Raw genomic sequence first — 15,263 nt, 5'->3', positions numbered from 1 at the left:
CAATCAAAACGCGCAGACGAGCTTGCGCTATCGCCATAGCGACAGTCGGCGGGTATGCGGGTCGATGGTGTCCACCGGTCCGAACGCCGCGACACACAGCGGGACGATGTCTTCCTCGGGAGTTGCCGCGACGCGGGCGAGTTGTTCGTCGGTCGATCCGTCGAGCATGCCGTCGCAGAAGTCGATCGAGTGGACATCCTGCTCGGTGAAGGTGCGCCGAAGCGTCTTCAGCTGACCGGTTTTGGCCGACAGGACGATCAGGCCGTGGGCGGAGATGAAGTCGTGCGAGGTGCCCGACGCGTCGGGGTAGTCGATGAATGCCATCGCTTGGAGCAAGTCGGGCGCCTTGCATGCTGCTTTGGCGACGAGTCCCGCCATCGCGTGGGCCGCGACGTTGATCGCCCGGCCGGGGTCCTCGCGGAGCAACCGATTGATCACGACATACAGCTTCATTTCGCTTGCCACCGAAACCCCACCGGTATCCGAAATCTGAGCGCCCCTTTCGCTACGGCGACGGTGCCGTCGCCCGGATGATCACCTTGCGTGTCAGCTGTCGAACGTGCTGCCGTGGGCGACGAACTCGCAGCGCCCCGGTAAATGAATTCGGTCGTTATCGATGAGCACCGTGACTCGCCGCCTGGCATAGTAACCGTGACCGACCTGTCGACGTATCCAGCGCGGAAGGCACTATACGCGGCCGCGCAGCTGCTGCTGCCCGATGCCAGCAGCGTCTAGCCGGCGCCGCGTTCCCAGATCTGGAGTTTCAACGTTTGCCTGTCGACGGCAATGCAGAGTTGCACGTTGGTGCCGTCCGGACCGAATGCCGGGGTGGCGGGCCGCCCAGGCGCCGACCCCTGCGGGCCGACTCCTCGGTGGCGTCCGGAACGAAGGCGACGGCATGCGGATTGCCGATGTCGACGCGGTCGAAGCTGACCACCCTGCCCTCGGGGTTTCCAATTTCGGGGGATTCCAATAAGGGTTGCGTTGCCGAGTAGGGATATCACCCTGGTATTCGGGGCTTGCGTACTCATTCGGCAGGCAGGCCATCGGTGCGGTGGGTCCTGCTCGTTGAATGGCGCACGACGGCATCGGTCGAGCTGCGACCTACGGTGGTGTCGCGCTGTGGGCGGTGAACCGTTCCGTGTGCGTGTCGTGGCTCGTCGAGGACTCGGCGATTCGCAGCCCAGCGCAATCGGCCGGATCGGTACTGGGAGATGGCGATTCGCTCCCGGAGTCCGAACTCGGCGGCGCTGCCGACCTCGGTCGGCGTCGGCACCCACTGTTCGCTGGGTAATGACTGATCACTCTGACTATGGTTAACTATAGCCTGTGAGATTGAGCGAATCGGACGCAGGAATGACGGATATGGCAACCGCGGTTACGGTCAAGAAGCACGTCCTCGAGTTGGGTGGGGCGTTCATGATGTCGCGCGAGGCAAAAGAATTCGGGCGTGCAACCGGGGTGGACGGATTCCACGGCCCCTACACCCGCGGTCGCGGCGGCGTGCTCGGTGAGGTGGATGCCGACGTGGTCACCGCGGCGTTCGGGTTCTTCGCGCCGGACCGGGTCCGGTCGGCCTGGGAATCCGTACCGATCCCGCCCGCCGACGCCGCCCGCGGTTACCTTGTGGCATGCCAGGACTTCGGCCGGCGCAAGCTCGTCGCGTTCCCGGAGGCGGACAGGCTGGCGGAACTGCTGCAGGCGGTCGTGACCGCGGCATCGCCCGCCGGGTTGGCGCTGTTCGCGGGGTGGCGCGCAATGCCGTTGCCGCAGAACGGCTCTGCCAGAGTTTTGCAGTTGGTTCACCTCCTTCGCGAACTGCGTGGTGGGCTGCACTTCATGGCTTTGACAGCGAACCTGCTGACACCATTGCAGGCGATCCTCATCGCCGGGTCGCCCATACTCGACGGGCCTGATCAGGCTCGGCTGCTCGGTTGGCCGGAACCGTTCGAGGAGATCACGGCCGAACAGCGCGATCGCTGGGTGGCAGCGGAGGCGTTGACCGATCGAATGATCCAGCCCTACTTCGAGGTTCTCGACGAGTCCGAGCAGCAGGAACTGGCCGCCTTGCTCTCCGCCGCGCACCAGGTTGCCCTGGCTCGCTGAGCCTCTCGGGTCGTCAGGGCACCATCGACGCTCATCTGCGTCCAGCGGCCGTTTCCAGGACCTGGGGTGCGGCAGCGGATGGTCACGCCCAGCGCGGCGATGATTTGTGCACCGTCGTCGCCGCGCGGCCAAAGCGCTGCGCTCCCTGCGAAGCGTTAGGCGGCAAGGAATCCCTGGTCCACTGCGATGGGGCGGCGGGATTGTCGTTGGCGGCCAGGTCGGCGCAGGCTGGATCGGCTACCCTGGGCGCTGCACTGGAGATTGTCGGATGTGAGGAAGATTTATGGGAAGCGTTGTCCTCGACGTTGTCGCGTTGCTCGCCAATCGTGCAGCGATGTTCTGGAATTGGATGGCCACCGGGTCGTCGGGGTTTCCGCCGCTCTGATTGCGCGCTGAACGGATAATTTGCGAACGCCCTGGTCTTTTGACCGGGGCGTTCGTGTATTCGCCGACTCCTCAGCGCGGCGCAGATTCGGGGCATACTTCCCGGCTTCGCTCGGCGCGGAAATCTGGCTGCCATAGTCTTCTCGACTGAGCGGTTCGCTCGTCGGCCCGGTAGCTCCGGTGCGGCGTCCCGCATCGCTCGGCGCGGAAATCTGGCAGCCGTAGTCTTCTCGGCCGAGGTGTTCGTTCTTCGGTCCGGCGTAATTCTGATGTGTACGTCCCCGCGTCGTTTCGGCGCAGGTATCTGGCAGCCGTAGTCTTTGCGGCCGAGGTGTTCGTTCTTCGGTCCGGCATAGCTCCGGTGCGTACCTCCCGCGGCGCAGGAATCTGCCCGGCGTGTGCTGAACGCCGTTGGGTTAACGGGATTTCGCGGTCCATCCGGGTATACCCCCCGTATGTTGAGCACCGTGAACACCACCGGAACCACGCGCCGCACCCCGAGTTGGTTCATTCTCTGGATGGGGCTCCTGACAGCCCTGATCGTGTTGTGCTGCCTAGCCTTGTTCTGGCAGTTGGCGGCCGACGGCACCTTCCCCGTCCAGGTGGTCCTGTGGTCGGCCATCGGCATCCTCGGCGCGGTCGCGCTGCTGTTCGCGCTGATCGGCCTGTTCCGCTACCGCTCCTTCTTCTACAGCCTCATCGCCCCCCTTGTGATCGGCATCTTCGTCGCGCTCGTCTGGTACGACGTCCCCGAAACCACCGGCTGGAAACTGTCCCGCAACATCCTGCAAAACCAAGCCGCCGACTGCGCCAACCCCGGCAACCGCACCCGCCTGGGCGTCTACACCATCACCTACATCACCCGCCGAGACGGCGGCTGCCTCTTCTACACCCAAGGCGAAGAATCCAACTCCGCCAAGGGTTTCGCCTACTTCCCCGACACCGCCCCGCCCTACCTCGGCACCCCCACCTCCGGCATCGGATACGAAACCTTCCAGGGAAACTGGTACCGCTTCACCGAAGAGTCCTAGCGCCTGCGCCTCTCGCCCCGGTCACCTTCGGTTCTGGGCGACGCTTGGTCGGTATCGGTCGTCGTTCCGCGAGAATCCTGGCTTCTCGACCTCAACCGTGTGGTCGGCCGCCACCTCAGCGGGGACGGCCGACCGGAGCCCTGGATCCGCAGCACTGCGGCTAGTCGGCGAACACTTCCTCGATCGAGTCTGCTGTGATGGCTCGTCTGGTCCACTGGTCGAGCTGGGCCGGGTCGGTACAGCTGTTGACCTTGGCTTCTATCTGAGGGCCCGTAGGGAAATGTTTGACGGCCAGTATCAGCAAGGATTGGGCCTTGCCTTGGGCGACGCCCTCGGACTTGCCTTCGGCGTAGAGCTCATTGAAGTGTGCGCTCACGTACGGGCCGGATTTGGTCATCATCAGCATCTCCAAGAAGTGCCGGGCCGCTCCTGCGGGGAGTGCGGCCATTATTACGTCAATGTACTCGTTGCGTGCGGGTAGGCAGTGCATGGCTTCGTGCACCGAGGAGGGCATGCGCCGCACGTTACCGGCACCCACCGACAACTTATGTTCATCGGCTATCGCAACCTGGTTGGGTGGAAAATGTTCCGCTGCAACAGTATTCGGGGTGCGAATATGGGTTGGAATTCCTGTGGTGGGTGGGGTGTTGCGAGGGGGGTGTGACGGAAGCTGGAATGAACGTACTTGTCGTGTACGCGCACCCTGAGCCCGGCTCATTGACCGGGGCGTTGAAAGACGTTGCGGTGGAACAGTTGCGGGCGGATGGGCATGAGGTCCGGATAACTGATCTGTATGGAATGGGGTGGAAGGCGCAGGCGGATGCTGAGGACTTCGGGGCGGTGGGGGAGTCGAACTTCATGTTGGCCTCCGGGGAGGCGTATCGAAATGGAACGCTGAGCGCAGATATTCGCGCTGAGCAGGAGAAGTTGCTGTGGGCCGATACTGTTCTGCTGCATTTCCCGCTGTGGTGGTTCAGCATGCCCGCGATCATGAAGGGGTGGGTGGATCGGGTCCTCACCTGTGGGTTCGCTTACGGGGCGGGTGGTGACGCGATACCGCGATACGGTGCGGGGGTGTTAGCGGGTCGGCGGGCGATGGTGGTGGTTTCGGTTGGCGGGAAAGAACCGTCCTATTCCGATCGGGGCATCAACGGGCCGATCGAGGATCTGTTGTTTCCGATTCAGCACGGAATCTTGTACTACCCGGGCATGGATGTGCTGCCGCCGTTCGTGGTGCACGGGACGATTCGGGTCGACGACGAGCGGTTCGGTGAGATCGCTGACGATCTGCGTCGGCGGATGTCGGAACTGGAAAAGCTCGAACCGATTCGGTATCGGCCGCAAGGTGGCGGCGACTACGACCGAAGCCTGCGATTGGAGCACGGCCGGGAAGCGCCAGGGTCCACCGGATTCGGCTTGCATGTCGCCCAGTGAATCGGGTCAGGGCAGCGGCGCGGCACCTCGTTGGGAGAGCAGTACACCCATCAGCCCGGCCTCTTGTCCCTGAGCGTGGATCATCGAACGCGCCGTCTCCTTCACCGGCCCGGACGGCAGCAGATGATCGGCGGCCTGCGCCATCAGAATCCCGCCTTGATGATGGCGAAACATGAGCTGCAAGAACAGGATCTCGGCATCACGACCGCGCGCGCCGGCGAGCGCATCGAGTTCCGCCATGGTCGCCATCCCGGGCATCACGCTATCCGATGACTTCTTCCCCTCGGATTGCGCGACCGGCGCCGAATGCTGATGCGGCAGAGCCTCATCGGTGTGCATCCACGCCATCGGCCGCGCGGGCAGCGGCGAGGCGTTGGCCAAACGCAACCAGCCGAGCATGGTGCCGATCTCCAGCCGCTGGGTGTCGTCGAGCTGTTGGGTCAGTCGCAACACCGCAGGATCGACGGCGCGGTCGAGGCGTTGCGCCATGATCAGCGCCTGCTGATGGTGCGCGGTCATGTCCTGCACGAAACCGATCTCGACAGCATTGAGAACCGGTGCGGCCGTGTGTGATTCCGGCAGGACGAGCGGGCGCAGCGCGGCACCGAGCACCAGTAGCGCGAAGGCCAGGGAGGCGAGCGCGGCGCCGCGCATCCAGCGTGGCATCGCTACGACCCGACGATCGACTCTTGGTCCGCCGGCGGCGAATACACGTCGTTCTCCAGCTGCAACACCATGAACCCGTTGTCGGAGCAGGTGACATACAGTTGCGAGCCACGCCATTCCGGCGGCGAGAGGCACCAGTCGGTGGAGACGTCGCCGAAGGCGAGCCTGCCGGTACGCGGAGTGAGCGCGTCCGACGGATTGAACTGCCCCTCCAGCACCGCGCGAATCGCAGGCGGCGCGCTCATCAACGGCACCCCGATGATCGACGCGAGCGCGTGCGGTGAATTCCACAGGCTCAGGTTCTGGCCGGTGCGGGCCGGTGGGTTGAAGTAGGCGATCTCACGAATGTCGAACGGGTCGCGCACATCGAAAACCCTGATGCCGGAAGAGATCCAGCCGCAGGCGAGCGCCGTCGGATTGTCCCGGCGGTCCGCGGTGCAATAGTGCGACTCGTAAGCGAAGGCCGAACCGCCCATGGACGAACCGATATTGCTGTCGAGGTTCTGCGGCAGGTTGATTTCCAGCTTGATCTTCGCGGCGACCTTCGGATTGGTGTCATCGGAGATATCGATGAGTTTCACACCGCCCGAACCGCCTTCGTCGACGGTGTAGAGGTATGGCTTGCCGTTGTAGGTCACCGGAATGCTGTGCTGGGTCGCCCAGCCGTCGGTCCAGAACACCCGGCCGATGTGGGACACCTGCGGGTTCGGATCGCGGCGCTGCACCGCGCTGATATCGAGCACGGTGAAGCCGCCGAGTGCGGAGATGTACATCCGGTTGCCGTCCGCGCTGATGCCGAAGCCGTGCGCCTCGATCCCGGTCAGGCCTTGCCAGACGACGTGCGGGTTGCTGGGATCGGACAGATCGATGGCGCTGACGAAGCCAGGCGCGATGCCCGAGGCCCAGTAGGTGTTGCCGTCCGGGGAGAAGCCGCCTTCGTGCGTCGTGATCGGGAGCGGCATCAGCATATTCGTGCCGGGCCCGGGATTGAGCAGACGCGGATGCGCGCAGTCGGAGATGTCGTAGACCGACAGGTAGCCGACGCCCGTGCCGACCGGGACCCCGGTGCCGACCAGCAGCTTGCGCGCGGTGTTGACCTTCAAGCTCTCCCAGGTGCCCGCGAGCATCGCGGGTTCGGTCAGGTTGGCGGTCGGTCGCGGCTTCGCGGGATCCGACGCGTCGACGACCTGGACGCCGCGCCCCTCGCTGATCAGGTCGCCCGGGAAGAAGGAACCCATATAAGAGCAGTGCTCGAAGCTGGTCGAGGTGATGCCCGCACCGCGACCGGCGAAGCCGCCCACGAACGACATGTTGCAGCGATAGCCCTGGGTGCTGCGGCCACTGTCTCGGTCGGCCGCCGTGACGTCGCCTTGCATGCCGTTCTCGGGTAGCGAGCCCGGCCCGCAGTCGGCCCGAGGAACCGAGGTGCGGCCGACGTCCAGGAACTCCTGGACCGCGTTCTGGATGTCGGATTGCAGGTCGGCCGATGCGCTGGTGGGCAGCATCAACACGGCGGCAAGGCCGACCGTGACCAGGGCCAATGGTTTGAAACGCCGCAGGCTCGCCAATGAGCGCATCGTCGACTCCCCAACCTTCATCAAGGTGTTGCTCTGTCATCCCTCCGCTGACTGGGACAGCTCGGGGAACTGACTGAATAGTAGTAACTACCGTTAACTTATGCGGGAGGTTTTGCGGAAATTCGATGAACTAGCTGATCAGGGCGGTGTCGTCGGCATGGCGCACCGTCTGAGGTGCATGACGTGGAACTTGGGACGCGGGCGAGGAGCGTGGGGCGCGGAGCGTTGGGGCGCGGGATATGGAGCGCAGGACGTGGGGGCGAGGGGCGCTTGGACGACGCGAGACGTGGAGTGCGCGGCGGGGGTGCTGGGCGCGCGGCGCGGTGCGGCGAGGGGCGTGGGATGCGAGGCGTGGGTATAGGCGGCGAGCGGGGCGGGAAGTGCGAGCGGGGATCACTGGCCACTCGTTGTGTGGTGCGGGGTTCAGTCCGTTGGAAGCTTCGCCACGTCGTATGCAAGCAGGTCTTCGCACACCTCGAGCAGCACCCGCCGCAGCTCCGCCGATCGCTCTGCCAGCGCGGACTGGGACCGCACGTATTCCGCACGCCCGGAAGGTGTTTCGATGCGTACCGGCTCGTACCCGTATTCGGCCAGATCGTACGGACTGGCACGCATGTCGAGTTCCCGTGCCGCACAGGCCAGTTCGAAGCAGTCCAGTATCAGCGCGGACGGGACGAGCGGGACCAGCTTGAACCCCCATTTGTACAGATCCATATTCGCGTGCAGGCACCCTGGCTGTTCCCGGCTGACCTGATCGGCACGAGTCAGCGGCTCGATATTCCGACCCACTGCGTCGGGGGTGAAGAACCGGAACGCGTCGAAATGCGTGCAGCGCAGCGACATCGACTCGACGACTTCGTCGGTGCCGGCCCGGCCCAACCGCAGCGGCACCTGCTGATGCCTGACATCGTCGGTGCGATACACCATCGCCCATTCGTGCAACCCGAAACAGGACAGCTGTGCGGGCCGGGATGCGGTGGCACGCAACAGGTTCGCGACGAACTGGATGGTGTCGCGACGGCGCGCGAGATAGCCGGGGTCCGCCGTAAAAATCGGAAAATCCGCCGCGAGCCGGTGATAGCCCCGCGCGCCGTCGTATTCGCGAGCCCCCGCCAGTCCGACGCCGAATCCCGGATGCCAGCGCCGCAACTGGGCAGGCTTGTGCCCGTAATAGGTGAACAGGAAGTCGATCACCGGATGCGACGACCCGGCGGCCCGCCGTTCGATATACGGACCGACCAGTCGATCCACCCGATCCAGGTGCTCCGCAGCCTGTGCGCGCCACCGCGCTTCGGCTAGGACGGCGACTTCCGACCCGTTCATTCGACGATCCGGTGCGTCCCGTCGCGGACGGTGCCGACGAACTCTTCCACCAGATCCTCCAGCGCCACAATGCCCGTCGTATTTCCGCGGGCATCGACGACACGACCCAGGTGACTGTTCGTCCGGCGCAACCTGGCCAGCGCTTCGTACAGCGGTGTGTGCACGCTCAACGTCGGCAACGGCCGAATGTCGGTGCGCGGGATGGGTGTCGTCGGCCCCGCGTTCTCGTCGGCGACCTTGTCCAGCACATCCTTCACATGCATGTAGCCGACCAGCGACCCGTCGCTCGCGCGCACGGGGTAGCGGGAGAAGCCGGTCTCGGCGACCGCGCTTTCGATGTCACCGAGCGTGGTTCCGTTGCCGCGCAACGGAACTGTCCTGGTGGTAGCCAGCGACACCATCACATCGGCGACCACTCGCTCGCTGGTGCCCAGCGCCTGGGTGAGCCTGCGGTGTTCTTCCTCGTCGAGCAGGCCCTCCGAGCGGGACTCGCCGATCATCTCGGCGAGTTCCACCGAGGAGACGGTCGCCTGCAGCTCGTCCTTCGGCTCGATCCGAAACATCCGCAGCGTGAGATTCGCGCAGAGGTTGTAGAAGGCGATGAGTGGACGGGCCACCCGCAACCACATCAGGTGCACCGGAACAAGCAGCAGCGCACTGCGTTCCGGCCCGGCCAGCGCGATGTTCTTCGGGATCATCTCGCCGAACAGGATGTGCAGCACCACCACGATGGCGAGCGCGATGGCGAACGCCACCGGATGCAGCAGCTGGTCGGGCATGCCGAGGAAATCGAACGGCCCCTCCAGCAGGTGCGCCACCGCCGGTTCGCCGACGCGACCAAGCAGGATCGAGCAGATGGTGATGCCGAGCTGGGCGGCGGCGAGCATCATCGACAGGTTCTCGCCCGCCCGAATCACGATGTCGGCGTTGCGCTTTCCCTGCGCTGCGAGTGCTTCCAGGCGATCGCGGCGCGCGGAGATCAGGGCGAACTCGGCCGCGACGAAGAAGCCGTTGCTCGCGAGCAGCACCACGGTGAGCAGCACACCGAAGAGGTCACCCATGACTGTGCTCCTGCTCTGGTTCGGCTTGCAGCTGCCGGAACGCGAGGTCGTCGGGGGCGACCGGAAGTAGCCGAACCCGGTCGATCCGGCGGCCGTCCATGCGCTCTACCCGCGCGATCCAGCCGCCGGTGCTCGGCTGCTCGCCCGAAGACCATTGCTGGGAACGCGGATTGGGCAGCACGACCTCGTCACCGGCTTCGGGGATGCGGCCGAGCCGGGTGAGCACGAGCCCGCCGAGCGTCTCGTATTCGCCCTCGGGGGCGTCGTATCCGGTGGCGCGGGAGACCTCGTCGATGCGCAGCAGGCCGGAGCAGTCCCAGCCGTCGGCCACTCGGCGCACGTCGAGTTCTTCCTCGTCGTGCTCGTCGCGGACGTCGCCGAGGATCTCCTCGATGATGTCCTCCATCGTGACAATGCCCGCGGTGCCGCCGTATTCGTCGACGACCAGCGCGACCTGCATGCCGTCGGCGCGGATTCGTTCGAGCACCTCGTCGCCGTCCAGGCTGGCGGGCACGATCGGCACCGGGTGGGCCAGCATCTGCAGCGGGATGGTGCGGCGCACGTTCGCGGGATGGGTGAACGCCTGCTTGATGTGCACGACGCCCAGGGTGTTGTCCAGGTCGCCGTCGATCACCGGGAAACGGGAGTAGCCGGTGCGGCGGGCGGCGTCGATGAGGTCGGCGATGGTGTCCAGCTTGTCCAGCGCCTCGATCTTCACCCGCGGCGTCATCAGTTCCTCGGCGCTGCGCTCGCCGAACTGCAGCGAGCGGTCGATCACCAGGGCGGTGCGCTGGTCCAGCGAGCCGCGCAGCGCGGACGTGCGCACCAGCGACCCGAGTTCCTGCGGCGACCGCGCCGAACGCAGTTCCTCAGCCGGCTCGACACCGAGCCTGCGGACGACCCAGTTCGCGGTGTTGTTGAGGAAATGGATCAGCCACTTGAAGATCACGGAGAACGCGACCATCGGCGGTGCGGTGGTGCGCGCGGTGGCCAGCGGCTTGGCGATGGCGATGTTCTTCGGCACCAGCTCGCCGTAGATCATCGACAGCGAGGTGGCCAGCACCAGGGCGAGGGCGAGCGAGACGCCGCGGGCGGCGGTGTCGCTCAGCCCGACTCCGGTGAACACCGGATTTAGCAGCCGCGCGAGCACGGGCTCGGCGATATAACCGGTGATCAGCGTGGTGATGGTGATGCCGAGCTGCGCGCCGGACAGCTGGAACGACAGCGTCCGATGGGCTTGGCGGACCATCCTGGCGCGAACGTCACCGTCGCGCGCGTGCGCTTCTACGGTGCTGCGTTCCAGCGCGGTGAGCGAGAATTCGGCGGCGACGAAGAGGGCGGTGCCTGCCGTGAGAGCGATGAACCCCAGCAGGCTGAGCACCGTGAGTGCGACGGACATCGTCAGCACCCGCCGAACGGGACTGGGAACTGCACGGTGGGGAATGGGGCTGGGGGAAGGAGGACGCCGGGTTTGTCACCCGGCTCGGTAGAGGAGCCCTCCTGTGCTGCGCCCTCGGACGCGGGTGACAACTGGATCCTTTCGCAAGCCGAAGATGTGCTGCCGGAGACCGGCAACCACTATGTTACCGGCCCACGCGTCGAGTCGCGTGGGCCGGTGGTCGTGCCGTGTCGGCGTGTCTCACCAACCGCTGGGCAGCGGGCGTCCCTCGGCGAAACCGGCGGCCGACTGCACGCCGAGCACCGCCTTGTCGTGCAACTCGGCCAGGCTGCGGGCACCCGCGTAGGTGCACGCGCTGCGCACGCCGGAGCAGATGTGGTCGATGAGGTCCTCCACGCCGGGGCGTTCGGGGTCCAGGCGCATGCGCGAGCTGGAGATGCCCTCCTCGAACAGGGCCTTACGAGCCCGGTCGAAGGCGCTGTCGGTGGCGGTGCGGGCCGCGACGGCGCGCTTGGACGCCATGCCGAAACTTTCCTTGTAGGCGTTGCCGTCACGGTCCAGGCGCAGGTCGCCGGGGGATTCGTAGGTGCCTGCGAACCAGGAGCCGATCATCACGTTGGACGCGCCTGCGGCCAGCGCGAGAGCGACGTCGCGGGGGTGCCGGACGCCGCCGTCGGCCCAGATGTGCACGCCGAGTTCCTTGGCTGCCGCGGCGCATTCGGCGACCGCGGAGAACTGCGGGCGACCGACGCCGGTCATCATGCGGGTGGTGCACATGGCGCCGGGGCCGACACCGACCTTGATGATGTCGGCGCCCGCGGCGGCCAGATCGCGAGTGCCCTGCGCGGACACCACATTGCCCGCCACCAGCGGCACGCCGAGGCCGAGATCGCGCACGGCGCTGAGGGATTCGAGCATCTTGGCCTGGTGGCCGTGCGCGGTGTCCATCACCAGCACGTCGGCACCGGCGTCGACCAGAGCCTTCGCCTTGGCGACCACGTCACCGTTGATGCCGACCGCGGCGGCGACACGCAACTGGTTCTGGTTGTCGACGGCGGGCTGGTAGATGCCTGCGCGGACCGCGCCGGTGCGGGTCATCACGCCGGCCAGCGTGCCGTCCTCGGCGGTGAGCACCGCGAGCTGGGCGTGCTTGGCGTCCAGCAGTTCGAAGATGTCGCGCGGGGAGGTGCTGGCGGGGGCCTGCACGAAATCGGTGACCGCGACGTCGCGCAGCCGGGCGAACCGGTCCACATCGGTGCAGGACGCCTCGGTGACGACGCCGACCGGCCGGCCCGCGTCGATCACGATGACGGCGCCGTGGGCGCGCTTGTGCATCAGGGCGACGGCCTCGGACACCGAACGTTCCGGGTCGAGGGTGACCGGGGTGTCGGCGGTGAGCGAGCGGCTCTTGACGAACGCGATGGTGTCGGCGGCCGCGCTGATCGGCAGATCCTGCGGAAGCACGACGATGCCGCCGCGGCGGGCCACCGTCTCGGCCATCCGACGACCCGCGACCGCGGTCATATTGGCCACGACGATGGGAATGGTGGTGCCGGACCCGTCGACGGTGGAGAGGTCGACATCGAACCGTGAGGCGACATCCGTCCGATTAGGGACGAGGAAGAGGTCGTCGTAGGTCAGGTCATACGGCGGCTGATGGCCAGGGAGAAACTGCACTTAACCGATGATAACCAAGTCCGGTCGGTAGCGCGCAATTCTCCAGCACTCGGTGGAGATGTACCTCACAGCGTTGCGCGGGCACGCTGGCTGGGAGGACGGCGCAACCCACACCCCCGGACCGGTCTACCGCAACGTCCCGGCGCGCTCATAGCGAACCTGACTGCGGTGCGGCCCGCGCACCGGATTCAGCGGCGGTTCATCGAGGTGGTGGAGACGACAAGGGCATCGTGGACGCGCTGCACCGCTTCGATCCACGCGGGTGCGAGGGCGTTGTGGCGCTCGGCTTGCGCGGCTGTCGCCTGCGCGACTCGGGTCAGCAGTTCGTCGGCGTAGTGCAACTGCATCCCGAATGCGCTGCGGATCTCGTCTCGATGCAGCCGACGGTGCGTCATCTCGTGATCGAGGCGCACGATGAAGCCGATGTAGGCCGTGAGGTGCTGATGGGTGTTGAGGGTGCCGAAGGTGTCCCCGACGTAGTGCGGGGAGACGCCGGGGAACCAGAACCCACCGGCGATATCCTCGGCCAGTACCTCACCGGCCCTGAATTTGTACCAGAGGTCGGAGATCGAAATGCGATGCGCGAGAAACGCATCCGAGAAGAACGTGGCCATGAGCTCACTGGTGATGGTGGCTCGCCTTTCCTGCCGGGTCAGCAGCAGCGAGGACAGGAAACCGGCCAATCCGCCGACGAAGGCCCCGAGCGCGGCGACCAGAAACCCTTGCATGCGTTCCCCCTGATCCTCGGCTATCGCTGACAGCCCGCTACTCATGATGCCGGATCAGGCGGCGGCTTGGGCGCTCGATAGACGGATTGTGGTGGCGCACATGACGACCACTGCGAGGGCGGTGACGACGAGTCCGAAGGTGTTGGTGCGGAAGCGTTCGTCGAGGACTGTGACGCCGATGAAGGCTGCGGCGAGGGGCTCGGCGATGGTGACGGCGGGTAGGGACGCGGCGAGGGGGCCGGCTTGGAATGCTCGCTGCTGCAAGTAGACACCGGTGATTCCGGCGGCGGCGAGCGTCCAGGTCTGCCAGCTGCCGAGTACGTCCGCGAGTCCGTGTTCGAACAGTGTGGTGACGTAGGAGGTGAGGGCGGCGGCCACGCCGTAGAGGGATCCGCTTGCTGCACCGAGGAGCAGGGCGCGGCGGCCGGGGGCGGCACTGCGGAGGCCGATGATGGTGGCTGCGCCGATGAGCGTGGCCAAGGCAAATAGCGGCAATAGCCAATGATGTAGGGGCGCATCGGTATTGCCCGCCGACGGATTACCGACAAGAAGGAAGCAGGCCAGGGCCGCGGTGAGCACGAGCGCGGTCGCCCAGGTGCGCCCGCTGATGCGGCGGCCGTTGAGTTTGGCCGCCAGCGGTAGCGCGAACACCAACGCGCTCACCAGGATCGGCTGCACGAGCAGCACCGCGCCCAACGCGAGCGCGGCGACCTGCATCGCATAACCACCGACATCGCCGGCTATTCCAGCCCACCAGCGCGGACTGCGCAGCAGCGCCCGGACGAGCGAATCACCCTCGGGAACCGCGGCCGCCGCCTGTTGCTGCGCGACCGCAGCCACCGCGAAGAACAGCGCCGCCAGCAGTGCGCAAGCCACAGCACCCACTGGATGGTTGGTCACAACCGTCAGTTTGCCCCACGGTTGCGAGTCCCCGGCGAGTGCTCCGGGCGCACGGCGCGTCGCCGTGCATTCCCGGGCGTGTCGCCGCCGGTAGTCCCGTCGGAACGCCCGATTCTCGCCGCTCGCCCCAGCTCGCGAGCTCCCTGCGATCGTGCGAGCTGCCCGCGACCATCCAAACTATCCGCGACCGCCCGAGCTACCCGGCGCTTTCGCCGAGCCGGACCCGCGTCCACCCGAACCGGACCCGCGCCCACGTCCGCCCGCGCCGCCCCCGACTTTGGCCGAGCCGGCCCCACGCGCGCTCGATCCAGTGCCACTCGATGAGCCCGTAGCGCGCCCACCCGAGCCGCCCGCGCCGGACCGGCCCTTCGAACCCTGATCGCGCGACGACCCTTTCGCCGAACCATCCTTGCGCCGATCGGCCGCCGCATGCTCCGCCCGCACCGGCGCACCCCCGCCGCGCGTCTCACCCGACCGCCGCCGGGCTCCGGAGCGTCGCCGACCAGTCCCCGAATTACTCTCCGCCACAGGCTGCTTGGGCGGCGCGGGCGCGGCCACCGGAACGCCTGAAGGCTGCCGCGCCCCGGTGATCTCGATCAGCCGACGATCGCCGGGCCGAACATCGATGCCGACGATCTCGACACCCGCCTTGCGAGTCATCGCTTCGACCTCGCGCCGTTCCTCGTCCATCACCAGCGTGACGACCACCCCGTCCTCACCCGCCCGCGCGGTCCGCCCGGCGCGATGCAGATACGCCTTGGACTCCGCGGGCGGATCGACGTGCACCACAAGCGAGATGTTGTCGACGTGGATACCGCGCGCCGCGACATCGGTGGTGACCAGCACCGGAATCGACCCGTCCGCGAACGCCGCCAGCGTGCGCGTCCGGTTGTTCTGCGCCTTGCCGCCGTGCAGCGCGCCCGCCGCGACGCCTGCCCCGCGCAACTGTTTGGCCAGCCGGTCCGCACCGTGCTTGG

Annotated in this window: 14 protein-coding genes; 3 read left to right on the top strand and 11 right to left on the bottom strand. The window is 66.5% G+C overall.

Annotated features, from left to right (window positions below; genetic code table 11):
• Nucleotides 1-27: 27 nt before the first annotated feature.
• Entirely contained in the window at nt 28-465 is a 438-nt protein-coding gene (locus tag NN4_RS27055; RefSeq protein WP_147137199.1) for a DUF2000 domain-containing protein, read from the bottom strand.
• 900 nt (nt 466-1,365) lie between these two features.
• Here NN4_RS27055 and NN4_RS27050 point away from each other — a divergent pair.
• Both NN4_RS27050 and NN4_RS27045 read left to right on the top strand, forming a co-directional pair.
• The gene (locus NN4_RS27050) at nt 1,366-2,106 is read left to right on the top strand and encodes an SCO6745 family protein (RefSeq protein WP_147137196.1); all 741 of its coding nucleotides are present in this window, start codon (nt 1,366-1,368) and stop codon (nt 2,104-2,106) included.
• Nucleotides 2,107-2,957: 851 nt separating this feature from the next.
• On the top strand, nt 2,958-3,521 hold the full coding sequence (locus tag NN4_RS27045) for a hypothetical protein (RefSeq protein WP_147137193.1): 564 nt from the start codon (nt 2,958-2,960) through the stop codon (nt 3,519-3,521).
• A gap of 160 nt (nt 3,522-3,681) precedes the next feature.
• Here NN4_RS27045 and NN4_RS27040 read toward each other — a convergent pair whose 3' ends face one another.
• Complete coding sequence (locus tag NN4_RS27040; RefSeq protein WP_147137190.1) at nt 3,682-4,059, bottom strand: hypothetical protein; 378 nt, start codon at nt 4,057-4,059, stop codon at nt 3,682-3,684.
• A gap of 137 nt (nt 4,060-4,196) precedes the next feature.
• Here NN4_RS27040 and NN4_RS27035 point away from each other — a divergent pair, with 137 nt between their 5' ends.
• Nucleotides 4,197-4,955: an NAD(P)H-dependent oxidoreductase gene (locus NN4_RS27035; protein ID WP_147137187.1), complete on the top strand. Its 759-nt coding sequence runs from the start codon at nt 4,197-4,199 to the stop codon at nt 4,953-4,955.
• A 6-nt stretch (nt 4,956-4,961) separates the two neighbouring features.
• Here the strand turns inward: NN4_RS27035 and NN4_RS27030 are convergent, their stop codons facing one another.
• The 9 genes from NN4_RS27030 to NN4_RS26990 all read right to left on the bottom strand — a co-directional run.
• Nucleotides 4,962-5,621 (bottom strand): DUF305 domain-containing protein, encoded by a 660-nt coding sequence (locus NN4_RS27030; protein ID WP_147137184.1) that lies wholly within the window; start codon nt 5,619-5,621, stop codon nt 4,962-4,964.
• A gap of 2 nt (nt 5,622-5,623) precedes the next feature.
• A complete protein-coding gene (locus tag NN4_RS27025) occupies nt 5,624-7,198 on the bottom strand; it encodes an LVIVD repeat-containing protein (RefSeq protein ID WP_147137181.1) in 1,575 nt (524 codons plus the stop codon).
• Between the two features lie 423 nt (nt 7,199-7,621).
• Nucleotides 7,622-8,521 carry a 3-methyladenine DNA glycosylase gene (locus NN4_RS27020; protein ID WP_246181104.1) on the bottom strand — a complete coding sequence of 300 codons (900 nt, stop codon included), beginning with the start codon at nt 8,519-8,521 and terminating at the stop codon, nt 7,622-7,624.
• The gene (locus NN4_RS27015) at nt 8,518-9,582 is read right to left on the bottom strand and encodes a hemolysin family protein (RefSeq protein WP_147137178.1); all 1,065 of its coding nucleotides are present in this window, start codon (nt 9,580-9,582) and stop codon (nt 8,518-8,520) included. Before NN4_RS27015 ends, NN4_RS27020 begins: the two co-directional genes overlap by 4 nt.
• Complete coding sequence (locus NN4_RS27010) at nt 9,575-10,981, bottom strand: hemolysin family protein (RefSeq protein WP_147137175.1); 1,407 nt, start codon at nt 10,979-10,981, stop codon at nt 9,575-9,577. The genes NN4_RS27015 and NN4_RS27010 overlap by 8 nt, the downstream gene beginning before the upstream one ends.
• A 240-nt stretch (nt 10,982-11,221) precedes the next feature.
• Nucleotides 11,222-12,658: a GuaB1 family IMP dehydrogenase-related protein gene (locus tag NN4_RS27005; protein ID WP_147137172.1), complete on the bottom strand. Its 1,437-nt coding sequence runs from the start codon at nt 12,656-12,658 to the stop codon at nt 11,222-11,224.
• Between the two features lie 188 nt (nt 12,659-12,846).
• Nucleotides 12,847-13,431, bottom strand: a complete 585-nt coding sequence (locus NN4_RS27000; RefSeq protein ID WP_147137169.1) for a hypothetical protein — start codon at nt 13,429-13,431, stop codon at nt 12,847-12,849.
• 9 nt (nt 13,432-13,440) lie between these two features.
• A complete protein-coding gene (locus NN4_RS26995) occupies nt 13,441-14,286 on the bottom strand; it encodes a DMT family transporter (RefSeq protein WP_147137166.1) in 846 nt (281 codons plus the stop codon).
• Between the two features lie 177 nt (nt 14,287-14,463).
• On the bottom strand, nt 14,464-15,263 hold an 800-nt coding region (locus tag NN4_RS26990), incomplete at its 5' end, for a helicase-related protein (RefSeq protein WP_186818657.1).

The organism is Nocardia ninae NBRC 108245 (assembly GCF_007990755.1).
GTDB classification, from domain to species: domain Bacteria; phylum Actinomycetota; class Actinomycetes; order Mycobacteriales; family Mycobacteriaceae; genus Nocardia; species Nocardia ninae.
Note: the sequence above shows the minus strand (reverse complement) of the source record. Positions and strands in the feature narration are given on the sequence as shown.

What these genes read in the sequence shown, in the direction of transcription:
- NN4_RS27035 (WP_147137187.1), top strand. Translation starts at nt 4,197, where the DNA reads ATGAACGTACTTGTCGTGTACGCGCACCCTGAGCCCGGCTCATTGACC.
- NN4_RS27050 (WP_147137196.1), top strand. Translation starts at nt 1,366, where the DNA reads ATGGCAACCGCGGTTACGGTCAAGAAGCACGTCCTCGAGTTGGGTGGG.
- NN4_RS27025 (WP_147137181.1), bottom strand. Translation starts at nt 7,198, where the DNA reads ATGCGCTCATTGGCGAGCCTGCGGCGTTTCAAACCATTGGCCCTGGTC.
- NN4_RS27020 (WP_246181104.1), bottom strand. Translation starts at nt 8,521, where the DNA reads ATGAACGGGTCGGAAGTCGCCGTCCTAGCCGAAGCGCGGTGGCGCGCA.
- NN4_RS27015 (WP_147137178.1), bottom strand. Translation starts at nt 9,582, where the DNA reads ATGGGTGACCTCTTCGGTGTGCTGCTCACCGTGGTGCTGCTCGCGAGC.
- NN4_RS27010 (WP_147137175.1), bottom strand. Translation starts at nt 10,981, where the DNA reads ATGTCCGTCGCACTCACGGTGCTCAGCCTGCTGGGGTTCATCGCTCTC.
- NN4_RS27030 (WP_147137184.1), bottom strand. Translation starts at nt 5,621, where the DNA reads ATGCCACGCTGGATGCGCGGCGCCGCGCTCGCCTCCCTGGCCTTCGCG.
- NN4_RS27000 (WP_147137169.1), bottom strand. Translation starts at nt 13,431, where the DNA reads ATGAGTAGCGGGCTGTCAGCGATAGCCGAGGATCAGGGGGAACGCATG.